The 22,835-nt window shown below is 58.5% G+C and carries 20 protein-coding genes and 1 pseudogene; 11 read left to right on the forward strand and 10 right to left on the reverse strand.

Translation table 11 applies throughout. The features are described 5' to 3' along the window. Window positions 1-70 precede the first annotated feature (70 nt). The 3 genes from LB535_RS06300 to LB535_RS06310 are packed head-to-tail and all read right to left on the reverse strand — an operon-like array spanning window position 71 to window position 5,215. Entirely contained in the window at window positions 71-1,294 is a 1,224-nt protein-coding gene (locus LB535_RS06300; protein WP_224631560.1) for a hypothetical protein, read from the reverse strand. Then, a complete protein-coding gene (locus LB535_RS06305; RefSeq protein WP_224631561.1) occupies window positions 1,291-1,773 on the reverse strand; it encodes a response regulator in 483 nt (160 codons plus the stop codon). The genes LB535_RS06300 and LB535_RS06305 overlap by 4 nt, the downstream gene beginning before the upstream one ends. Next, window positions 1,763-5,215, reverse strand: a complete 3,453-nt coding sequence (locus tag LB535_RS06310) for a hypothetical protein (protein WP_224631562.1) — start codon at window positions 5,213-5,215, stop codon at window positions 1,763-1,765. The genes LB535_RS06305 and LB535_RS06310 overlap by 11 nt, the downstream gene beginning before the upstream one ends. Window positions 5,216-6,862: 1,647 nt before the next feature. On the opposite strand from LB535_RS06310, the gene LB535_RS06315 reads away from it, so the two are divergent. Then, the gene (locus tag LB535_RS06315; RefSeq protein WP_224631563.1) at window positions 6,863-7,501 is read left to right on the forward strand and encodes a hypothetical protein; all 639 of its coding nucleotides are present in this window, start codon (window positions 6,863-6,865) and stop codon (window positions 7,499-7,501) included. 467 nt (window positions 7,502-7,968) lie between these two features. Here the strand turns inward: LB535_RS06315 and LB535_RS06320 are convergent, their stop codons facing one another. Then, window positions 7,969-8,898, reverse strand: a complete 930-nt coding sequence (locus LB535_RS06320) for a Kiwa anti-phage protein KwaB-like domain-containing protein (protein WP_224631564.1) — start codon at window positions 8,896-8,898, stop codon at window positions 7,969-7,971. Then, window positions 8,895-9,497, reverse strand: a complete 603-nt coding sequence (locus LB535_RS06325) for a hypothetical protein (RefSeq protein WP_224631565.1) — start codon at window positions 9,495-9,497, stop codon at window positions 8,895-8,897. Before LB535_RS06325 ends, LB535_RS06320 begins: the two co-directional genes overlap by 4 nt. A 186-nt stretch (window positions 9,498-9,683) precedes the next feature. Between LB535_RS06325 and LB535_RS28970 the strand changes: the two are divergent. Beyond that, window positions 9,684-10,068, forward strand: a pseudogene (locus LB535_RS28970) (tyrosine-type recombinase/integrase); the annotation flags it as partial. 43 nt (window positions 10,069-10,111) lie between these two features. On the opposite strand, the gene LB535_RS06330 reads toward LB535_RS28970, so the two are convergent. Then, window positions 10,112-10,372 (reverse strand): hypothetical protein, encoded by a 261-nt coding sequence (locus LB535_RS06330; RefSeq protein ID WP_224631566.1) that lies wholly within the window; start codon window positions 10,370-10,372, stop codon window positions 10,112-10,114. A 272-nt stretch (window positions 10,373-10,644) separates the two neighbouring features. Here LB535_RS06330 and LB535_RS06335 point away from each other — a divergent pair, with 272 nt between their 5' ends. From LB535_RS06335 to LB535_RS06370, 8 genes are all read left to right on the forward strand, one after another. Beyond that, window positions 10,645-11,220: a hypothetical protein gene (locus tag LB535_RS06335; RefSeq protein ID WP_224631567.1), complete on the forward strand. Its 576-nt coding sequence runs from the start codon at window positions 10,645-10,647 to the stop codon at window positions 11,218-11,220. Next, a complete protein-coding gene (locus tag LB535_RS06340) occupies window positions 11,217-12,602 on the forward strand; it encodes a 7-cyano-7-deazaguanine synthase (protein WP_224631568.1) in 1,386 nt (461 codons plus the stop codon). Before LB535_RS06335 ends, LB535_RS06340 begins: the two co-directional genes overlap by 4 nt. Next, window positions 12,586-13,776, forward strand: coding sequence for a helix-turn-helix domain-containing protein (locus tag LB535_RS06345; protein ID WP_224631569.1), 1,191 nt, complete (start codon window positions 12,586-12,588; stop codon window positions 13,774-13,776). The genes LB535_RS06340 and LB535_RS06345 overlap by 17 nt, the downstream gene beginning before the upstream one ends. After that, the gene (locus LB535_RS06350) at window positions 13,751-14,446 is read left to right on the forward strand and encodes a DNA-binding protein (protein ID WP_224631570.1); all 696 of its coding nucleotides are present in this window, start codon (window positions 13,751-13,753) and stop codon (window positions 14,444-14,446) included. The genes LB535_RS06345 and LB535_RS06350 overlap by 26 nt, the downstream gene beginning before the upstream one ends. Window positions 14,447-14,674: 228 nt before the next feature. After that, window positions 14,675-15,097, forward strand: coding sequence for a hypothetical protein (locus tag LB535_RS06355; protein ID WP_224631571.1), 423 nt, complete (start codon window positions 14,675-14,677; stop codon window positions 15,095-15,097). Next, the gene (locus tag LB535_RS06360; protein WP_224631572.1) at window positions 15,088-16,401 is read left to right on the forward strand and encodes an ImmA/IrrE family metallo-endopeptidase; all 1,314 of its coding nucleotides are present in this window, start codon (window positions 15,088-15,090) and stop codon (window positions 16,399-16,401) included. The genes LB535_RS06355 and LB535_RS06360 overlap by 10 nt, the downstream gene beginning before the upstream one ends. A gap of 773 nt (window positions 16,402-17,174) precedes the next feature. Continuing rightward, the gene (locus LB535_RS06365) at window positions 17,175-18,164 is read left to right on the forward strand and encodes a hypothetical protein (RefSeq protein ID WP_224631573.1); all 990 of its coding nucleotides are present in this window, start codon (window positions 17,175-17,177) and stop codon (window positions 18,162-18,164) included. A gap of 1 nt (window position 18,165) precedes the next feature. After that, complete coding sequence (locus LB535_RS06370) at window positions 18,166-19,641, forward strand: FAD-dependent oxidoreductase (protein ID WP_224631574.1); 1,476 nt, start codon at window positions 18,166-18,168, stop codon at window positions 19,639-19,641. Window positions 19,642-19,680: 39 nt separating this feature from the next. Here the strand turns inward: LB535_RS06370 and LB535_RS06375 are convergent, their stop codons facing one another. From LB535_RS06375 to LB535_RS06390, 4 genes are all read right to left on the reverse strand, one after another. Continuing rightward, window positions 19,681-20,151 (reverse strand): YbhB/YbcL family Raf kinase inhibitor-like protein, encoded by a 471-nt coding sequence (locus LB535_RS06375; RefSeq protein WP_095768074.1) that lies wholly within the window; start codon window positions 20,149-20,151, stop codon window positions 19,681-19,683. A gap of 48 nt (window positions 20,152-20,199) precedes the next feature. Further along, window positions 20,200-20,637 (reverse strand): DUF2267 domain-containing protein, encoded by a 438-nt coding sequence (locus LB535_RS06380; protein WP_224631575.1) that lies wholly within the window; start codon window positions 20,635-20,637, stop codon window positions 20,200-20,202. A gap of 343 nt (window positions 20,638-20,980) precedes the next feature. Continuing rightward, a complete protein-coding gene (locus LB535_RS06385; protein ID WP_263490577.1) occupies window positions 20,981-21,391 on the reverse strand; it encodes a CBS domain-containing protein in 411 nt (136 codons plus the stop codon). A 148-nt stretch (window positions 21,392-21,539) separates the two neighbouring features. Next, complete coding sequence (locus LB535_RS06390; RefSeq protein WP_224631576.1) at window positions 21,540-21,815, reverse strand: hypothetical protein; 276 nt, start codon at window positions 21,813-21,815, stop codon at window positions 21,540-21,542. A gap of 265 nt (window positions 21,816-22,080) precedes the next feature. On the opposite strand from LB535_RS06390, the gene LB535_RS06395 reads away from it, so the two are divergent. Continuing rightward, window positions 22,081-22,767 carry an alpha/beta fold hydrolase gene (locus LB535_RS06395; protein ID WP_224631577.1) on the forward strand — a complete coding sequence of 229 codons (687 nt, stop codon included), beginning with the start codon at window positions 22,081-22,083 and terminating at the stop codon, window positions 22,765-22,767. Window positions 22,768-22,835: the final 68 nt, after the last annotated feature.

Consider the following 22,835-nt stretch of genomic DNA (forward strand, 5'->3'; position numbering starts at 1 on the left):
GAACCGGGCAGGTACGCAAACCTTGAGTAGCTCCCAGCCTCCGAAAAGTTCGCAAAAATTTGGACGGACCTTAGGGACAGACGAGCCGGTCTCCGTAACGCTCGATTAAGAGTCCCAGGACCTGGGCGCTGGCATATGCGGCAAAGCGCTGATGTCCGTCTTCCTTGTCCGGATCTGCGAAATCGCACACGCCTTTCAACGCGAAGCATAATGGCTGCGGCCTGGTCGCGGCGTGCACTGCTGCGAACATGCCATATATCTCCATCTCGACGCCGATCAGTTCCTGATGCTGGGCTCGGATTTCTTTGATGACATTGCCATCGGCGAGCACTGCCGATCCCGATGCTACTGGACCCACAAATATCCGCGGCACCCCTGAGGGATCTTCTGGGTAGTTGGCGGCAATGGCTCCCAGAGCGGCCTTGTCGTCACGCAATTGCTCTACATGGCTACGCACCAGGGCTGAGGCGGGAAGGTGATGTGGCCGCATCGAAAACTGGGTACTTTCCTTGTCGCGAACTCTCTTGCCACTTTGGAAATCCCACGAGGGGTCTGCGAACAGCACATCGCCCAATTTGACCTTGTCGCGGACGCCAGCGCAGATACCTGTCATCGCCACCAGTCGGGGCTTGAGCAACGCGATGATCGACGCAGTACGCAGCCCAGTCGAAACCATTCCCATGCGCGGTGCCGTCGTCAGACACACAGTGAGACGACGACCACCGACCTCAAGATGGCCGTCATGCACAAACACCAAGTCATCGATCGGCCGAGCGGCCGACCAGTTCCATGGAAGTTTGAGCACTTCTGCCTGTTCTGGCTTGGCCAGAGCGCAGACGATCGCCAAGTCGATCCGCTCATCTTGCTTCTGGGGCTCGGCTCGACGGGCGAGGAGGAAGCGGGCGCAATTTGTCGCGCGACTGACCCATTCGTCATTGTCGTCGGCATAATTTAGGACCGTCCATGTCTGGTCCTCAAATTCCCGCAGCACGGAAGCGGCAATTTCGCGATCGGCGGTGATGCCGAGAATGTGGCGCGGCGGGTTAGGGAGCTCCTTTTCACGGATCTCGAACAGCAGGTCGGCGGAATGCTGAACCGACTCGTCAGCTTCGGGCCAGAGCGGCAGCAGGATATCGAGGATGAGTAGATCATAGAGGTGCTGCTCGATTTTTTCGCGGGCGGCGTTCGCGCAACCGACCAAGTCGATCTGCTCGCGCGCAACGCCGATTCCGCCAAACGCCGCGATCAGCCGGTCATAGCGTTTGGGATGATCGTCCACGATTAAAATCTTCATTGCGGATCCTTCCTGAGCCCGGTCTCGACGAGCATTGAGCGAAGCACGGTCTTCCACTCATCGAAGGTCGAATTGTAATGAAGAACCGCCCGCAAAACGCTGGGAAACTCGTCCATCAATTCGTTGCGCAGTTGCGCGAGATCGACGGTGCTGCCCCCTTCGCGGACGAAGCCTTCATAGCCGGTAATAACGATGGTCGGGCATTCGATTTCCGCCATCGCCATGTTGCGAAGGACTTCAGTGCCGCCAAAGCCCTGCGGGCGCCCGCCGCGCTCGCGCTCGCCAACATCGAACGTCGGCAGCGACATGTCGAGGATCAGTAGATCAATCGGGCCGGTCTCGAGGACGTCGAGCGCGGAATTAATCGACCGGGCGAACAGCAGTTTGGCGGTGGGTACCAAGTCTACTAGCAGGGCCTCGATATGTCGGCGCTTGGGCGCTTCGTCCTCGACCACCAGGATGCGCGACTCATCCGGCATCGGACTGGTTTCCGCTAAACAGGATGACCGCGTAGGTAACTTCGAGCAGAAAACGCCCCTCCGGGGTGAACCCGAAATCAATGCGTCCGCGCTCAGACTGGACGACCACTGCGGCAAGCTTGGCAAAGCCGCTGCCTTCCTCGACCCGCGTGCGGCGGTCATGCGAACCTTCGGCGATGATTTTGCGAATCACCTCGGCATGCTTTTCCTTTTCGGCGCGGTTGGATGTGCGGCAATCGCTAATGACGCGTAAGGTTAGGGTCGCATCGGATTCGTTCCATTTCGCAGAGACGTCAATGTGCGGTGTTTTGAGCCCAGAATGCTTACGGGCATTGCCTAAGCCGACAAAGACTACGTCATGAACGAACACCAAGTTCGCGGCGTGAAGATGGAGATCGCCCTCCGCCGACTGGGCGATTTCGGGCGAAAACCCCCGCTGCGACTTTAGGGCGGTGTCTACGCCGATCCGCAGGATCTGCTCGAGCGAGAATAGCCGGTGCTGTCGCAAGGTGTCAGCATGCACGAACCACTGAGCGACTTCGTCGAGTTTGAGCTGGACTTCGTTAGCCGCACCTCCCATCGCGGCATCGAATTCGAGCCACGCGCTATCGTGCTCGGCAAGCTGACGCACCGATGCCCTAACCACGTCAAACTCCTTAATCACGCGCGACTTGATGTCGTCGGTGATGAAGTTTCGGATCAAGGACAAGGAGCGTTCGATGGCCGCCCACAAAATGGGCAACGCAACGCGTATGAATTCCGGGAAGGTCAGGTCAAACCGGATCATCGCCCGGGAAAGGCCCACCAGCCGGTCGTTGAGGTCGATGGTAATCATGCCCTGAGGTTTGTCGGTGCTACGGAGGTGGAAATAGGTGTCCTTAGCCTGGGCGATTATCTCGTCGAATTGCATGGCGAAATGGCGCAAGGCCGCGTCGATATTAATGCGCGCGGCATCCTCAATATGGTCGAAGCGATCGAGCCAAGCGTCATTGCGATGATAATCGCCCGCCTCCGATTCGCGGGTTGTGATCAGTCCTGCAAACTCAAGCGGCCCGCGAATTAGGCCGATGAAGCTTTGATGGCGGACGCGTTTCGAAAGATAAAAGTCTAGCCCGAAACTGGCATTTGTCAAAAACTCTTCCGCAAGCCGCCGCAACATGCTGAAGAGGACTGCGTCTGCTTCATTCTCCGGCACAAAATTGCTGCGGTTCGAGGGCGTCGTCTCCAGTTCACGCAGCACGTCATCGAAAGACTGTTTGGCATTTATGTCGATATGGACAAGGTCCCGGTAGCGGGCGTAGTCCTCAGCCAGTTCGCGCAGCGCCCAGCGGATTAGTCCCTCGCTATTGACATGAATGCGAGTGCTGTCAACGATCCAGCGCCCTTCGTCGAGTTCCAAGTCATTGGCGATGACAATGATTTCAGCCTGATAGGCCTCGCTGTTACGCGGATCGATCCTGCCGAGCAGGCCGCAGATCGCTTGGCGTTCCTCCAGGATCGCCCGCGTGCCTGAGAATAATCGAGTGAGGTCGATGATGTCGGGTACGCAAACATAGCGAAGGAAATAGACCAGTTCGTGGGGCGCCACAGGCAGCGTGATCGCTTCTAAATCGGATGGACGCGAGACACTGAGCTGGCGCAGCGTGTGTCCTGTCGCAAAGCGCATCTTTGAAGCGGTTTCGCTTGATTCCTTTTCGCTCCACAGCAAATGCAGCGCGATCGGCGCTGCCAGTGGAACGGTAACCGCCTTGTAATCATGCCAAGCGAAATTCTTCAGCGCGCTGACGACCGGCAAAAACTGAGCATGGGTCGGACTCCGTGTCCCCTCGTTTGCGATCAGCACGATCACCCGCTGCCGTTCGCCGAGGGCGTACACGGCATGCAATCGGACCAGGGCACAAAGATTGCGCAGAGGTTCGGGCCAATTTTCATCGAAAGGCCCTAATGTCTCGACCACTTGTTCGAATTCGCCCCGATGGATATGGCCGACTGCCCGCAACATACGGTGTCCCTGGGATAGGCTAACGCCCGGGCAAGCGGCCTCATACCAAGCCGCACAGGTGGCGTCGCCAAAGAGTTGGCTGGCCGTGCAGCCAAGATTCCAAGGCTGGTCCTCCGGGCCGTGGGTCGGGCTGTTCAGACCGATCAGCCACGGCCGCCACGGCTGGTCGGGTTCGCGCCTGCGTAGCTGGATCATGCACTCAACAAGTCCGGCGGCGAGGGGTAGCCCGCGCAAATTGAGCGCCATCTTGGCGAGCTTGGCCCACGCGTCGTCCGACCCGTTGCAGCGGCTTTGCACGCGAGCGATCAAGGCGGCGACATCGGTCGGGCGCGCAGGCGAAGTGTCGCGTTCTCGATCTCCATGGCCGAGCGCGAACCCGGCGTAGATAAACTGCCAGGGGTCGTCAGATAGGACCCGCAGACCAAGTCGCATGGCCCGGTGGACCCGGCCTTCGAACAGTGCGTTTGATATATCCGTGGCGCGCGGTGGAAGTTTGCGCGGGCGCGCGGGATCGAGCAGGGCGACCAGTTTGGCGAGGCGAAAATCGTCGATCGCTAGTTGATTGATGCAGCGCACGATTAGCTCGGCACGCTCCTGCGCCGGGTCTTGTCGAACCATTTCCTGGAGAACTCTGACGAAGGTCTCGTAGATGTCGACAATTCCCTGGCTCTGCTCGACGCGTAACACTTCAGCGAGGCCAGCATCGGTGATGGGCAAGTCATTCTTTAGCCGGTAGCGATCATAAGCCTTGGTCGAGTCGTTATGGGTAGTCAGCCCGTTGATACGAACCTCGATATCATCCATGAACTTTGCCAGCGTGGTTCGGTCTTCGTTGCGCACGCTGGTATGATACGCCGTAAAGTTGAGCAGGCCGGTACGGTGGATCTTACGCAATACTGCCGAATATCGCTTCTGCCGCTCGAGCCCGCCGGCGAGATGCTCGAGCGCGAGCCGTAGCTGTATCGACCAGAGAGACACGCCGAGCAGATCCTGCAACGCGGCGATCCCTTCGATCGCTTCTTCATAGGCGCCAGCAAAGACCGTTCGTTGGATGGTCGCGGTGGCCTCCACCAGCACAGTGAGCCGTGGGGCCTCAATGCGGAGCCGCTCAGTAATCCAAAGCAGCTCATGCTCCAGCGAGACGATCGGGGCTTTGGCGTACACTCCCCCAAGCTCGTCATAACCAATCGGCACTGCGTTCAGATCACCAAGCTGACCGCTCGCCTGCTCGGCAATCCATTCGAGATAGACACGGTATTGCGCTGGTTCGATGGCCGCGCGTGCGTCGAGCAGCAAATCCTGCATTCCTGAGCGGAAGGTGCGATGCGGAAGTGCCACGCGTTCTTCGACGAAACGCCTCGATCGAAAGCTAGCAATCAATCCTCTGAAGCGGTGCTGAAGATCTAAAAGCTGTCGACTAGCATTCTTCGGCGACGTCATGGATATTGAGCGCTTTCCTGGGGCCGTAGCAATCCGAGCATCTGGTCAATCCTGATTCGTCCGGCAGTACGATCACAAAAATGACATCGATTACAATCGAAAACCCGAAATTTCGTTAGCCCACCCTTATCCACCCTTATAGTGTGAAGTGCGCACATATTAACGTATTGTACTTTAAGATCGCGCGCTCTGATGGCTATCTGCGAAACCGAAGATTGCCAAACCCGCCACTTGTCAACGTCCTTAGGAGCAGCGGCTTGTGAGTTTGAGGTGGCGAGGGACGCTAACGTCATTGAGTCTGCGGATTTCCGTCCACTCTCTTCCCAAGTTGAGGGGGCAATCTATTGGCGGCTCGGCCGTCTAGTGGATAGCTCAGATCCGCATGTTGGCCACCGAAACAAAAGGCTGCTTTTCGTGGCCTAAGTCCCAGAAGGTGACCGGCAGCAAGCGGCCCCAGTGCAGACGTTTGAAGGATAAGGGGCAAACCCGGCATGGGCCAGCGGATGTGCTCCGCACCTTGGAGATTCTCACACCAGATCAATAATTTATTATAAAATCGCACATTGCAGCGAAGGCGAGCAATGTGTGAGAAATGGCGAAAGCGCCAACAAAAACAGCCAGCCGTCCGCGCCACAATGTGCGGCCTTTTATCTTGCCGTCTTAATCGGTCGTACTTTGAGAGACTTGGTCGCCATCGTCGTTCCTCCTCTAATATACGATAATACACCATTCTATGCTCTACACCACGATTCCGTACTCTTGCGTTGAATTCCGATGCGCCGTGCAGTCTTCCGCGCCCTACGACGGCGTAGCAGCGCTGCTTATTTGCAGCACGGGAACCGTCGTGGCGCACTTTTCCATCGGAGTGACGGAGCATCGTCACAGGCAATCCGGCGCGGTCCGGCCGTCTCGCGATCAGCGCGGCCGCAGGCAATGTGTGGCCGCCCTGTTTGCAAACGGTATGTTTTGAGAGGCACACCCGGTCTGCACCAATGTATCCGGCCTCGGCGCGTTGGGCGCCCTGCCAAGATGGAGATTCGCGCTCCGGCTCCTAACAAAATACACGGCCTCGAAAGGGCCACTCACTGCTGACAGGTTTGCCAAACGCCGATCAACCGTTCGGCCTCTATGTACATCCTCCCGCAGACTTCATGCGGCCGAGCAGTTGCCGGGACGCGCCCGCTCGACCAACTCGTTACCCTTTCGAGGCCGTTACGGCTTCATAGGGGCGTTGCTTTGACATCACGTCCCAGGCGATCCGGGCCAGCTTGGACGCACAGTTTTGCTGCTCGACCAGCCGCTCGCCCCGACGGGCAGTATCCTAAGCTCGACCGTTTTTAGCTGCCGCCTGACAATCCAGGCCAGCCGACGTGGCTGAATCTACCTGGGTGCGCATTTGCTGCAATCGTATTGCGCTCATCGTGCGCTCGGCTTGTAATGCGGCTGCGGACCCGTGGTATTGGAGCAACGGGCAAGGGACTTCCCGGCAAACAGATAGACAGGCAATTTGAGCGCGTCGTCGTAGCGCTCAGATTTGTGCTTGCAGCGACGAGTTGAGCCGCGCGAGGTAGGATGAAACAGGTAGAAGACACTGCAGATCGGCGACAGAAATCCTGGTGCATACATTGCGGCGGTTGGATAGTGCAAGTGACCACCAACCGGGACCACGCACCCTCCAAGGTGCTACTCGACAAACCGTATCCGGCTAACATGCCGCTGATGAAAGTCTGCCAGCCGTGCAACTCCGGTTTCGCGGAGGACGAGGAATACGTCGCAGGTTTCCTCGGGGCTCTACTGTCCGGAAGCACCGAACCCGAGGCCCAGTTAATCGAGCGGTCGGCGCACATATTCCGAAGCAATCCTCAGCTGCGCTCGCGCGTTGAGAAAGCCAAACACATCGACAGAGACTTGTTTGGGGAAGAGACGATGTTGTGGTTGCCGGAGTTGCCACGATTCGAGAACGTGTTGGTTAAGAATGCGCGAGGTCATGCGTACTACGAGATTTCAGAGCCTCTCTTGGAAGCTCCTTCGGGTGTTTGGTTTGGACCGCTGGCGTCCCTGACAAGCGACCAAACCGCAAGCTTCGAGGATATTCCCTGGCCGGATGGGCTTTTGCCAGAAGTTGGCAGTCGGATGATGAGCCGGTTTTTGACCGGTGACGATCTGGACGACGGTTGGGTCATCGTTCAGGAAGGCGTCTACCGCTATGCTGTCATGCAAACCGGCGGCATGGTCGTGCGCATAGTAATGCGGGAATATTTGGCGGCGGAAATTATGTGGGAATAGGTTTGTCTGCGTAACGCACCTGAGATTGCCCTATCCTGTCTGACGCCATCGACCCGAATTTTCGATAATGCCGATCAACCAGCCAACCTAGACTCTATGACTAAACCCTCTATTTAAAAGCTTTGAACGCCTCGATAAGCGGGCGGGGCTCGCTCGCGTCGGCCCGATCTCCAGAGTCTCGACAATGGGTCGTAGGCTTGCCGCACCATGAGGCAGCGCCACAAAAGGTCGTACCAAGAAATCAAGGCCGCTCTGCTGAACAGATCACTGACTACGAGTTTTCTGCGAGCTATATCGATCGAGTCCGCGATACGACCGTTGTAGCACCCAAGCTCTGAGCCAAATATCGCGTCATGAGCTATAGAACTGCATTATATAGCTCGTAGATTATCTGCAACCGAAAGCATCTGTCAGAGTGCAGATTTACCGTTGAGCCGGTTTAAAATTTACGCAACGTTCTGAAAGGTCTAGACATTAACCGGCGTGGTGTCTTGTACATCGTATATCAGTGATGAAAAACCTGATTTTAGACGGTGATCCAGCAGCGCCTTCATGATCTGTGCGCAGGTTTCCGGCGTTGCGACAATTCTCCCTTGGTCATCAAACTCGATGGTGAACCCGTATTCGGCTTGGTTGTTGCGCAACTGCTCCATAAAGATCGGATCGCGGTAATGTCCCTTGCTATGGATGGCACAGGCGCGACGAAGCTGTATTTTGTTATCGCCTATATAGGCAACCAGAGGGTCAATGCTCACAAAGACCGCCAAGAATTCAGGTTCGGCGCGGAGCGCTGCAAAGTCCTCGCGCTGCTCGGCTTTATGGCGCAGGACCGTTTCAAAGTGGCCCTTATCCAAGATCAGGATGTCGTCGCCGAGGATAAAAAAGTCGAAGGTGCGGCTCAACTCAAAATGCGGCCTCTCATCGAGGGCGAGCTGCTCGTCTGCAAAATAGAGATTGCGCACTGACGCGGCCTTCTTGGTTCTCCATCCAGTGTCGGTTTTGCGGACACCGTACACGATCTGGTCACCGGCAATGAACTTGGCCACGTAGAATTTTGAGTTTTGAAGGTGTTTAACTGTCCGCGCTTTCTTGCTTGCAACTTCTGCGGCGATTTCCGCGATCAGAGTGCCGCTATGGGTCTCATCGGCCTGGATATGCAGGGCGCTAGCTTCATTGTTCTGTGCCAAAAGGCTATAGTCCAAAACCTCCTCAATACGGGCTGAATCGGCCGCGAAGGCCTCTTTCAGGGCCTGGTCGACGCCCGGGGTCGTTTCGACCCAATGTCCTGAGTAAGTCGGACTTTGTGCCGCTTGCCCGCTGGGCCCTTTCACGGTCCAAAGATTGACCTGAGCGTTTGCCGGGTCAAAGTTCTTTAAGTCTTGAAGTGCCGTCATCATTTGCCCCCCTTATGATGGTCGGATTTAATGATCATGATGTCTTGGACTGTGGACTGGTCGTACGGCTGGCTCGGTTCCAGCGGGACTCTGGAAAGAGCCCTAGCCGTGCGCTTCTCCTTGTCCCCTGGAAATGAGAAGCTGATTTCATATAGGCGCCAGCCAAACACGATGAGCACAGGGTTCAGGATCAACTGTCCCGAGCGATAGGTGATCAAGAACATCCACGCTAGGAAGATCAGAAGCCCGACAAACTTGCCAGTCTCCTGATAGTCAAGGCTCATGAAGGACACAACATAGGGCAATGTGTAACTCATCAACTCGGCTGGAATGTATTTGCTTTCTAATACATCAATCCGCGTCTTCGGCTTCACCGTAGCCAGAGACCCCAGTGACAGAACGAAACAAACCAGCGTGACGCAAAAGATCGCTAGTGGAAAAATGCCATTACGAAGGGGTAGAGCGCACCCGTTGGAAAAGGGCGGCCAGCATACGGGCGCGAACAACTGATCGTACCGATAGTCCTGGGCAAGCAGGATAAGCCCCAAAGGGAAGTACGAGCCGATAAATACAATAAGGGATGCCCAAAACCGGAACTGCAAAGCGTCTTCCCATCCTATAAATTTTAAACATGCGCCAGATACGCCGCAAATGCCAGCAGACTATTGTTTTCGATAGGAGGAGGGGAGGACCTTGAATTCCTGCGTCGGCGAGACCGGCAGTGCATGGATCAAAGATGGGGGATCGCCGGGTCTGCACGGCAGGAAGACCGTGGACGCCCTTGATTCATGCGGGGGCGACGCCCCCCCGGCAGCAGGCCAATCCGCTTTTTCTTCGATCGAGAAGGACGTCTGAGAGATCGCGCGCTTTTCGACCTGGCGATCGACTCCAAGCTTCGCGGATGCAATCTGATCAAAATCAAGATCGGCGATGTCGTCGCAGGTGCAGACATTCGGACCCGAGCGATCGTCATATAGCGGAAGACCGGCCGACCGGTTCCGTTCGAGCTAACCACCGAGGTTCGCGCCAGCCTGTTATCGTGGCTGGAACGCCGGGGCGGAACCGCGGCCGATTACCTGTTTCCGAACCGCGTCGATGATACGAGCCATATGAGCCACCCGGCAGTATGCTCGTCTCGTCGATGAATGGGTGTCTGCCATCGGTTTGCGTTCGCTGGAAGCCTGAAAGGGGACATTGCGACTGACAACAGCGAACGTCAGCCCAAACGAACCCGCGGAAACTCATCCAGCACATGGGTCGCGGTGACAAGCAGGCCCGGGCCGACCATGACGCCACTTCCCAGGATGGTCGCCCCATCTCTATCCAAAATCCCGACGGCTAGGAGAGCGTCGCCGGCTTCATACAACGATCGCAGTGGGCCGATGCCGTCCTCAGCCGAGTATTCAACCGTCGCCCAAGAAAGCTCCAGGTCAGCGAGTGCTGGATTATCCGGCGTGATCAGGACAGTGTGGGACAAGCGACAAGGCTCCGATACGACGTCTCAAAGCCTATCACTTTCCACTTCATGGCGACCAGTCGTATTGGCGCGGGGATACGCTCTCTGCTTGTTGGAAGCTCGATAGCAAGCCCAAACTTGGACCGGTGAGGTACGCGAGGAACGCCAAGCGATCGCGTCCGCCCACACAAAGCAAGGGATTTTCCTACTCAGATCTCCAATTGTCAGATTTTCATCTAAGAATATTGACTTTGTCAGATATTATGTCAATCCTGCCGACATAGGAGGTTGTCATGACCGATGGGCCATTCAGAAATGCAGAACTCAGCAGCCGCTGGAAACGGTACGGGCAAGACCTGGTCAGCGACGCGGTCAGCACGGAAGAGCGGACGATGCAGGCTTGTCACAGCATGATTGGTGACGTCGACATGAAGGAATTTGGCCCGCTTTTCGGCGACCTCAAGGCGCATGCGGAACGCATGCAGATGGATCTAGACCCGGTGTCGGAGGTCGAAACGATTTTCGAGAGTCACCCAACCTCGCCTTTGGCGGATGCGCTTCAGCGGCGTTTGATCGCGAACTTGCGTGACCAGATGCCTATCGACGAGGCTCTCAACCGATCGCTCGAAAGCACGGCGAAAGAGTGGATCGGTACCACCAAAAACCGGCTCGACGAAGAATGCATTCGCGCCCGCGAGCTCGGTGACATGAAGCGCGAGGATTATCACAAGGGCATAGAGCGGAACCGCGAGACGTTTGCGGCCATCAAGTCCAACGAGCTCTGCGATGCCCTCGCCACGGGCAATAAGAGCGCTTTCCGGCAGGCAGTTCAAAAGAAAGCCGGCGTGGACGTGGGGCCGGAAGAGTGAGTGCCCGTACGCATGAGTCACCCGTATCGGGCAAGCACCTGTTCGTAATCGAGAAGGGGCAGAGGCCCGGCCGCGCTCTCCCGAAGGGCGCTGTAACGGCGGAAGTCGGCCGGCACATTCGCTTCAATGCGGCAGTTCTGGATACGTTCGACGTGAAGGGCTTCCAGCCGCTGCATTACGACATGCTGGTCTTGTGTGCCGCCATTGAGTTTGCTGACCGACGTTGGAAGCGCCCGCTTGGGTGGCGCCGGACCCTGGAAGTGACAGTTCCGGTCATCGACCTCAAAAGCTGGGAGAAGCCGGAGGTTTTGAAGAGCCTTCATGGCGTCTTGAACCACCTGACCGGCGACACGTGGCGGTTTTCCTTCGTTGGAGCGAAAGATCGCTCGCCCATCGGTTCGCGGCAGATTCCGCTGGACTTCGGCAAGACCAAGACCTTCGCCGTCGCTTACAGCGACGGCTTGGATTCGCGTGCGGTCTCTGCGTTGAGTGGCGACCAGGACGAGGCCCTATGCATTCGAATCGCCGGCAATCGCCAGCGCCGGAAAGCCGGAGACAGCTTTTTCACGCAGATCCCGTTCAAGGTGCAGGGATATCGCGGACACGAAAGCAGCTTCCGATCGCGCGGTTTCCAGTTTGCAGCGGTAGCGGCAATTGCGGCGCAGCTTTCTAGCGTGGCGCGTATCATGGTCCCCGAGAGCGGCCAGGGTGCGCTCGGACCCGTATTGCTGCCTCTGCACAACATCTATCCTGACTATCGCAACTATCCAACTTTCTTCCGAAAGATGGAGCGGTTCATCACGGCACTGCTGGGCTATCGGGGCAAGTTTGAGCAGCCACGTTTGTGGTCGACGAAGGGGCAGACGCTACGAGCATTCCTGGACATTCCCGGAAATACCGAACGGCACCTGACGAGCACTCATTCCTGCTGGCAGAGCCGCCGCGTGGTGAATGTCGGGGGGCGAAAGCAGTGTGGCTTGTGTGCCGCCTGTTTGCTCAGGCGCGTTAGTTTGCATGCAGCTGGTGTTAACGAGGCGCGAGACGCTTATGTCGTGTCCGATCTGGCCGCTACTGACGCGAGCGGCGCCCTATCCGTCGTACCCCTGAAGGCAGATCGGGACATCATGGTCGAATACGGAAGCGTGGGCGCACGGCACCTGCAGCATCTCGCCGAGCTTGCCAGCTTGCCTGATGACGCCCTTCGCGTCCACGCCTCGCAGATCGGGGCGGCAATCGGGAAAAGCACTGAGGAAACGTTGACGAAGCTAAGGACAATGTTGGGTACGCACGCCGTGGAATGGCGGGCATTTCTGTCCGCGCAAGGAGAACAAAGCTTTTTGAAGAGCTGGATGGATGGAGGGCGCTATGGCCGATTTGAATGAGCTGAGCGCGCAAGAAATAGGACGTCGACTGCGCATCGCGCGGGAGAACGCGGATATCCGGCAGGATGTCGCGGCCAAGGTCATAGGTATGTCCCGCCCGACGTTGGTATCTATTGAGAAGGGCGTGCGCCGTGTGCGCGTCCAGGAAATCCAGATGTTGGCTCGTCACTACGGCGTGTCTGTGAACGCACTCCTTCGCAGAGAAGCCGTCCACACCGATTTGATGCCCCGCTTCCGGAAACTGCGTGAGACGGAAGATGCACACACCACCGAGGCCATTCTGCTCTTCAACGATCTGATCAAGGCGGACGTTGAAATGGAGAACATTCTAGGTATCCAGCGGCGGAGAAATTACCCGCCGGCGCGCGGCATCAATGACGATGACGTCGTTGCATTGGCAGAAAAGCATGCCAAGGAACTGCGCGACTGGCTGGGTCTCGGCCCAGGGCCGATTGCCGATATCTTTTCGGTTATCGAGCTGGGCCTCGGCATCCGCTTGTATCAGCGCCGCCTTTCTTCGAACTCGAAGGTGGCGGGCCTGTTCACTTACGATGAGAGCATCGGCGCCTGCATTCTTCTCAACGCCAACCATCCATTGCCACGTCGCATCCAATCCGCAGCTCATGAAATCGGCCATTTCTATGGCACCCGGCAAACCCCGGAAGTGCTTGAGGAAGATGAGAAATTCCTGTCGCGTGATGAACGCTACGCAAACGCCTTTGGCCGCGCGTTCCTGACGCCGGCCGAAAGCTTCTCGGAAAGCTTTCGCCAACTGAAGGAGATAACTGGCAAGACGACCCGACGCCTGATCATCCTCCTTGCCCAACAGTACAACATCTCGCGCCAGGCTTGCGGTCTCAGGCTCGAAGAATTGGGTCTCGTCAAGCGCGGCACCTGGGCCTGGTTCGAGAACAACGGCGGCATCACCGACGATCATGTTCGGGAGGTCCTGGGCGAAATGACGGATCGCCGCGATCCGGCAAAGAGTGACGCCGATCGACCGATCTCGCACCGGCTGAGCCTCATGGCACACGCCGCTTGGAAGCGAGGACTGATGTCGGAAGGACAATTGGCGGAGCTGCTGAAGGTGGGCCGAGTGGAGCTTCGCGGCATTGTTGATCAAATCGAGCTTGAGGAAAGAGAGACGGATGAGTTGCTCAAGCTCCCTGATTGATATCACGGACCCGCTGGTTCTCGACACGAGTGTTCTGATCAACCTCCACGCCTGCAAATACGGCGAGCAGATACTCGCAGCCATTCCCAACGAAATTCTTGTCCCCGAGATCGTGGCTGGAGAACTGGAACACGAGACGAGCCGCAGGAACGGGGAGCACGGCTTCCTGTACAGTCTCGTGGCGAATGGAACCGTAACGCTCGCCGGTTTGACTGAGGCGGAGTACGTGATTTTCTACGAACTCACGTCGATCGCGCCTTCGCTGGACGATGGTGAGGCGGCAACGATCGCCGTCGCCTCGGCCAGAAACTTCTTACCCGTCATCGACGAAAAAAGGGGACGAGCTCGCGCTCTCGCCAAAGCGCAAGCGGCGGGCTGGTCACTGGATATCTTCCGTCATCCAGCCGCGCTTGCCACCCTCGGCGATCAATCCGCCATCGACGCGCTCTATCTCGCCCTTCGCGACGGCCGCATGCGAATACCCCCGGAAAGCGCGGATAGCGTGATCGGGATTATTGGTATCGAGCGTTCGCGCGATTGCACCTGCCTCCCTGGCTACCGGGACCGATTTGCAGGGGCGCCCAATCGATCCATCGACGTGGAATTTACCGCCGTCGCAGATCTGGAGGCCGGCGAATGGTTGCTCGATCATTTGGCCGAATCTGAGTAATCAATTGTGCTGATCTCCGCTATGCACAACTCCCCGATCGTAGCCATCAAGGCCGGCTTGAAATGATGAACAGCGAGCTGCCCACCAAGCTCTGGGGAGCTGCTGCGGCTTGGTTGGTCAACTCTGAGGTGCGGACCACCGCATCCGCCCGCCGGTAGTGCTCGGTTCGCACCTGACAAATAGACTGTGGCATGCCTATATTCTCGAGTTTGCGAGTGACGGTGACTGATGGCACGGCAGGGAAATAATCCAAAGCGCCGCGTGGAAGATCTTGAACAGCTCTCCGACGAGGCGATCGACGCATTGGCTGATGAAGCAAAGTATGTCGGCAGCGGACATCACAAACGATACCCGCTTGACTACGGCTTTGAGCGAACGAACCCCGTGCCCACAAAGTCGTTGTGTGATATGGTGCGGCCAATTCGGCTCGGAGAAGCGGAGGCGTTGCTAGAGAGAGGGATTCGCGCCAAAATGGTCAGCCGTTTGGAGAACGGCTTTCCAAAGTATATATGGACCGTCGGCGCCGACGGCGTCGTATATGAATCGAAAAGCGACCCGCGGTCGCCTGACCTGTACCACGGCTACCCGCTGGAACACGAGAAGGTCGTACGGGACTACATATTGAGTGAGTGGAAACGGCGATGCCCGTGAATTGGCGAATTGAGGTCGAGTGGGAAGCACTGCAGGGCGTACCCGCAGAGGAGCAGGCCTGCTTCGGCGCCATTGGCATCCGTGTCAATGATCTCTGGCTAACGGAGGGACATGACTATCTCGCCAATCGACTACGGACGCGACCCTATCTTTCAGGGTATCACTTAGCCGAATGGTTTGCGTGGAACTGGTGGAGGCTCCGCTGGGAGCCTCGCTCCTTGTCGCGGGAATGGGATCAGACACATTGTATGGGGGCTATCGGCCAAGGTTACATCTGGCCCAATATAACGATCTTCTCGGACGGGGAGCGCACGGCGCTTGTCGCTCATCCGACGGCTGAGCGCGCTGATACGCCCTTCCGTTACATCTCAGATCGCGCGGCGGTTCTCCCATCCGGACAATTCGAAGCCGGGCTCGACGAGTTCTTCTCGCAAGTCTTCCAACGCCTGGATGCGCAGGGAGTCTCCGGCACGAACCTGCATGCCATCTTTGAAAGCCTCTCGGAGGAGAGAAGTAATCCCGAGCTTGCAACGCGTCGCAAATTCGAGGCCTTGCTTGGCGAGGATCCTGATGAAGCCAATCCTGCAATCGTCGAACAGCTTATCGCGGATGCTGGCGAGGCCGGAACTGATGGCATCCAAGAAATCGCCGCACTTCATGCAGGTTCCAACACCCCCACGTTCGATGACCTAAAGACACTTGCACGCAATAACGGCTACGAAGCCTCAGCGCGTGATGCGGTGCGCCTGCGCACCCATGAAGGGATCAGGGCGACAGGTGAGACGCCAGCTTGGCTGATCGGCGCGCGGGCAGCCCGGGTGCTGCGTGAGCAGGAGCGCCTCAACGGCAATCCGATCTCCGACAAGCAGCTCGCTGCACTCGCCGGCACTGCCGCGTCAGCCCTTGAGTCCCGCAAGGACCGTGTGGCTGAGTTTTCGTTCGTTGTCGACGACCAGAAAGACACGAGCCGTTTGGTCCTGCGTTCGAAATGGCATGAAGGTAGGCGGTTCGAGCTAGCACGATTACTTGGTGATCGCTTACTATCGCCGCGATCAAATCGGTTATTTCCAGCAACCCGTGCCTACACCTACCGGCAAAAGATGCAGCGGGCGTTCGCAGCTGAGTTCTTGAGCCCCTTCGAGGAGGTGGAGCAGATTCTTGCAGGGGACTACTCGTCGGAGGGACAACGTGATGCGGCTGAACACTTTGGCGTATCTCCTCTAATGATCCGCACTCTGTTGGTAAATCGTCATCGGATTCCATCTGAAGAACTCGGCGAGGATTTTGACGTCGCCGCTGCCTGATCTTGCCAACTAGAAGCGTTCCTAAGTCTGCTACAATATCGAAAATGGCGACCCGTGAGTAACTGGGCCGCGCCGGATTAGCACAATATGTGGTCGCCAGACGGTGGCAACCTGTCCATTATCACTAAGGCGGCTAGTCTGCTGACGGCCCCACATAGGTCGTTAATTGTCATCCGCAGCGGCGGCCATACGTGACTTGGGGGGGCAACATCAGCAGGCGCAATTCCTGACAGAAAGGTAGAACCGCCTCGCCTTCCACCCACCACGCATGGGCCAATTCCTCTTTTTATTTCAGAGAGTTATGGCGACATTCCGATACTCATCTTAGAGGACTATAGCGTAGACATAGTTCTCATCACCACCTGCGACGGTGCGCCAGTTTCTCATTGTATAACAGGCAGTTAGAACTAGGCTTTGCTTAGCTGAAGTCGTTCGGGGTTGAGCGGCGTAAGCGCTGAGAACCGCGCTCGGCTGCGGCCTCGCCAGCCTCAAATTCGGCTTTGGCGGCGTCGCAACTTTGCCTCCCCGATCGAAACGCCCGAAACGCCTGGCAACCTCGCACATCCCGCTATGAGTGCCTGGCCCCGAAACTCGTGATCAGGACGAGGATATCCGGTCGCCGGGCAAAGCGGCCAAGGAACCCGCCGCCGATCAGATCGTTTCGCGATATCTGGCAAGATCAATCGGACCGAGGAGAGCTCGAAATTCGGCATGCTCGCAACCGCGCGGGGCCGAATACCGGCCAGTTCCGCCAGTTCTAGGACTTTGGCTCAATGTTGCATGACCTCGACTATGTCCTGCGAAAACTCGACTGGCTGCGCGCCGAAGGCGTCTGGCCCAACGGCTTGCGGTATCTTTGGACCGATGCATTCGGCGTCGTGCTCTATGTCTCGCTTTATACAGAAACTGGCGAAGAGCGCTGGCTGGGCGCGGCCGACCGGCTGGTGGCCGATGTCGAGCGGGTGCTCGGCCGCCGGCGCGGATTGAGGATCGGCGAGGCGGCGGATCGCGACGGCCAGTATTTCCATTATCTGGCGATGTGGCTGTTCGCCTTGGCGCGTCTCGGCGATCTGAAGCCGGAATACCGCAAGCGCGGCATTGCCCTGGCGCGTGACATTCACCCGGCCTTTGTGATCCCCGGCCGCGGCGTGATCTGGAAGATGCAGGAGGATCTGAGCAGCCCATATCCTGGCTACGGTCTCGGCAGCATGGATGCCTATGACGGCTACGTCTCTTACCGGATGCTCGGTGAGGACGCGCTGGCGGTCGAGATCGCGCAAATGCGCGACCTGATGGAGCGGGATTGGCGCACCCTCGACATCGAGCAGGACCTCGGCCTGGGCATGATGCTGTGGCTCGCCCATTTCTTTCCCGACGAGCCGTGGGCAGAGGCGCAGACGAGGCGTTCGCTGCGAACCCTGGAAACGATGTGGGTCGACCCGCCCGGCTATTTCAGCCGCGCCCCATGGCTGGGCGATACCAAGTTCGCCTTCACCAATTACGGCGTTTCACTCGGCCTGCAGGCCGCCGGTATCTGGCCGGGGCGTGTCGACAGGCTGAACGCCTTCTTCGAGGACTGGCGCTCGGGCGACGAATACGACCGCGAGGCGATCACTTGGGTGATGGCCTGCACCTCGCACCTTCCCGGCGCTTTTCTGACCCGGGGTGGCGTGCGATCGACTGAAAGCGACGAACCCCGGGAACGTTCCTCCGCCGGCCCGGTTGTCGATGGAAGCGCATCGAGACGCGAGGGACGCGGTTGAAATGGCCATTCTCTTAGGAAAACCGGGAAGCTGTTGGGTTGCGGCAGCCACCGCCACCAACTTTCCCCGGCTCGAAGGTTCGGTCCGTGCGGACGCCGTTGTCGTGGGTGCTGGAATTGTCGGCCTGACGACGGCGCTTCGCCTTTGTGAGGCTGGCCGGTCGGTGGTCATCCTCGAAGGCCTGCGGACAGGCGGCCAGGTCACCGGCCGCTCGACGGCCAAGATCACCACGCAGCATGCGCTGATCTATCGTCATCTCATCGACACTGTCGGCAGGGAGTTAGCCCAGGACTACGCCGACGCGAATTCCGCTGGCGCGCAACAAATCCGCGATTGGGTCAACAACTACGCCATCGCCTGCGATCTCGAGAGCAAGGACGCCTATACCTACACGTGCAATGAAAGCCGGCGCGCGGAGGTCGTGGCTGAGGCGGAAGCCGCGCGCCAGGTCGGGCTGGAGGCCGATCTCCTCGAGCGCGCGCCGCTGCCTTTCGAAACGACCGCAGCATTACGATTCCCCGACCAGGCGCAGTTCAATCCAACGATGTATCTGATTGGCCTGGCGGCAGCGGTGACAGGCCATGGCGGCCGTATCTTCGAAAACAGCCGCGCCACCTCGATCGACGAGGCAAGCCGCTGGCGCGTCGTGACCGATGGCGGCGTCGTTGATGCCGGGGACGTCGTTGTCGCCACCAACATGACGGTGAAGAGTCCCGTCGGCATGGCGAACCGGACGCAACCGCGCTGCCACACCGCCATGGCCTTTCGGGTCGATGATCCCCGCCCTGTCGACGGCATGTTCATCGGCATCGACGATCCGACGCATTCCATCCGCACGGGCCGTGATGCCGAAGGTCCACTGCTGGTCGCGCTCGGCCCCAAATTCAACACCGGCTGGGATGGCGACGTGGCGAGGCGGTTCGTCGAACTGGAAAAATGGGCGAGAAAGAACCTTCCCGTCGGTGACGTTGCGTGGCGCTGGTGCAATGAGGACTATGACACGGCCGACAGGATCCCATACGCCGGCGAACCCGATCCCACCAAGGCGGCCGGCTTCCACATTGCCACGGGTTTCAACGCCTGGGGCATCACCAACGGAACGGTCGCGGGCACGATGATCGCCGACCTGATCTGCGGCCGCCCAAGCCGATGGCAAAAACTCTACGATCCGGCGCGGCCCTATCCCGAGGACTTCCACAAGAATGGCCGCAGTCAATCGATCGTCTCGAGCACACACGATATAGCGCCCGGCATGGGTGGCGTGATCGTAAGGGGAGACGAAAAGATTGCGGCGTGGAGAGACACCGAAGGAGCACTCCAGGCGGTTTCGGCGACCTGCACCCACAAAGGCTGCACCGTATCCTGGAACAATGCCGACCGCACCTGGGATTGTCCCTGCCACGGCTCGATCTTTGCCGCCGACGGCTCGGTCATCCACGGCCCCGCCCGAAAACCGCTTGCCCAGATTGCATTGTGAAAGCGGCAGTTGTGAAGGCGGCGACCAATGCCGCCGGCCTCATGCTGGCCGTTCGTAGGTTCCGACCAACTCCGTCTCCTGCAATGCGTGTTTCTGGGCTTGCTTCCAGACCTGATGCACGCCCGCCTGTCCCGGTACGCCGAGGCTCGGTACATCGAGCGCGGCCAGCCGAAAGTGGTAATGGTGGACGCCATGCCCCGCAGGCGGCTGCGGACCATCGTAATTGGCATTGCCGAAATCGTTGGTGCCTTGCCTGAGTGCCGACGGACCGGGCTTGCCATCTTCGGCTTCGGCAAGTCCGCCGGCATCCGGCGGGATATTGAAGACCGCCCAGTGCCCGAACGTCCCGCTTGGCGCATCGGGATCCTGCACGACTAGAACAAGGCTCTTGGTACCGTCAGGAACACCGGACCACTTCAGCGGCGGCGAGACGTTCTGGCCGTCGCGCGCGTACTTTTCGGGAATTTTTCCGCCTGCCGGGAACGCCGGGCTGATAAGGGTGAGTGGCATTGCTATTTCCCCAGGAGATTGCGACCGAGAAACCCGCGCCGGCGCCGTTCACGCCGCTTGCTGAGCTTCGGCGACCCGTCTGATCTCTCCTGGCAGGGAGTCCCAGACCTTGTGCATCTGTCCTTCTTCGACATGATGGGCAAGCACCTTGGACACGGCCCTGAATGCATCCTCGGAATCGAGCGGACGGATGAGCTCAAGCTCCGCCTTGATCTTGGCTAGAAACTCGTCGAGCGACCGCACCTTCTCGGGAGCTTTGGAGGGCTGATATTGGTCATAGAAGGCGCCACGAACCAGAATCGGCAATTGCGAGCCGAGGTGGGCTGCAAGATCCGGCTGGATACGGTCGCGCAGGGCGTGCAGCACCGCTCCGAGAACGTGCCAGGCGACCTGCCGATCCGGTCCAATCTCGTCCATGATCTCGTCGAGCCAGATGTTTGTGGTCTGCAGTGTCTTGTCGAATACGTCCAGTCTGGTGGCGTTCATCGAAATCTCCTTTCGTTGAAATCCGACTGGGTGGATTGACCAAACAGGCGTGCCGGCCCGTTGTTCCGCGATGGCATGTCCCGATGCGCATTCTTGTCGGCTGTCGAGCTTCCGAAGAACCCCGCTGCAAAGGACAAGACACGCCGCATAAGCGCGATAGTGGCCAAACCGAAGGCTGCCTGAGCAGGGGACGTTCAGCCCCGACGGAGGAGGACGCATGCCAGCATCCGCTCAGGCGAGCGTCTAGAGCGGTTCAGTGTTTCACGGAATCCCCAAACCGCTCCAAGTTTTGGTTTTAAGCAATTCCGGAGCGAAACTGCTACGCACTTTTCCTGGAATTGCTCTAGCGACGAGGATCGTCCGTCGCCTCGGAAATGCCTTCGAGAGCGATCTTGGCGGCTTCCTCATCGGTCCGCCCGAGGTCAGCCAGAGCAATGACGCCGACGAGACGCTTGTCGCGGTTGATCACCGGAAGACGACGCACCTGATGCTTGGCCATGATCTTCGCCGCATCGGTGATGTCGGCGTCATCGAAGCACCAATGGACATGCTCAGACATGACCTCGCGAACGGTCGTGTTGCCGGCTGAGCGCTCTTCGGCGACGCCGCGCATCACAATGTCGCGGTCTGTCACCATGCCGACCAACCTGTCATTCTCGCCGACCGGAAGGGCGCCGAGATTGTCGGCCCGCATTTTCCTGGCGGCATCCCTGATCGTCGTGTTCGGGCCGACCAGTTCGGTCCGACGGCACATAATCTCCTGAACTTGCATGGGATGTTCCTCTCTCTGATTGCTGAGGCGCCAAACCGCCTCCTGCTGCGCATCGGAGATCGCCAGGCGTCCGGACACGGACCGCGGTCTGCTCGATCCGCGCGCCAACGCGCCTCCCTCGCGATCGAAACTATTCTTGGAACGTCGAGACAGCGAGCGAGTTCCAAAATGATACCGGTGCCGCGGTCATCCCACGAGAGTGGCCACAGGCTGAAAGAATATGCACCGGGAAAACAGATGCACGCGGATCGAAGCTCATGGCTGCCATCTTTACAGATCGGCCGGACGGCGACTGGCCGGGGAACTCGTTCGCTTTGCCGGGCGCGACGACGTCATCGTATTGGCGCTGCCTCCCGGCGCCCTGGACGAAGTCGCGGATCTCGCGGCTCAATGGTTCTTGCGCCATCTGATTTCGGACAGATCGGCGTCGAGGTTCTGACAGTCGGGGCTTGGATCACCGGTCCCGGGATCATTTGCACCGGCCCGTGAATGGCATCGGTCATTTCCCATGCATGGCCGCCGGATGTCTGCAGATGCTGTCTTAAGGTGCCAGTCGGGCACGGGCTGGGGAATGCGCTGCGTGCATTCGTTGTTCACGGCCGTAATCCGGATTCTACCTGGCTAGCACGAGTGATTTCGATCCCAGTGGAAATCTGATCAGGAGAAAAGCCATGGATTGGCAGTTGCCCGAGCGGTTCGACTTCAACGGTGATGAGATCGCCTGGGGCGTCATTGGCGAAGGGCCGCCCGCGGTCGTCATGCATGGCTCGCCATTCTCTTCGCTCGAATGGCGGCGGATCGTGCCATGGCTCGCGCGGCATCGACGGGTCTTCTACTACGACATGCTCGGCTATGGACGCTCGACCAAGCCCGAGGGCGACGTCCTGCACGGCACTCAGAACAGCCTGTTCGCGGCACTCGTAAACCATTGGGGTGCCGAGCAGCCCGATATCGTGGCGCATGACTTCGGTGGCTCGGTGGCGCTGCGTGCGCATTTGCTTGACGGTGTCGACTACCGCAGCCTCATATTGATCGACCCGGTCGCGATCAGCCCGCAGGGCTCAGCGCTGGTGCAGGCGGCGAAAGCGCATGGAGAGGTGTTCGCCAGACTGCCTGCCTATGTCCATGAGGCCATGCTGCGCGCGTACATCAGCGCGGCGGTCAAGCGCACTTTGGCTGAGGAGGAGATGCGGCTCTATCTCGATCCCTGGCTTGAGGAAGAGGGGCAGAAGGCGTTCTGGCGCCAGATCGCTCAAATGGACGACAAATACAGCGAGGAGGTCGAATGGCGCTATGGCGAGATTCGCTGCCCAGTGACGATACTGTGGGGTGCTGAAGACGAGTTCATCCCCCGGTAAAGGATGGGGAGGAATTCGCGAGGCGTATTCCAAACGCGTCATTCACGGTTATCGCCAACGCCAAGCAC

Origin of the sequence: Mesorhizobium sp. CA10 (assembly GCF_020165285.1) — a bacterium.
Lineage (GTDB): Bacteria > Pseudomonadota > Alphaproteobacteria > Rhizobiales > Rhizobiaceae > Mesorhizobium.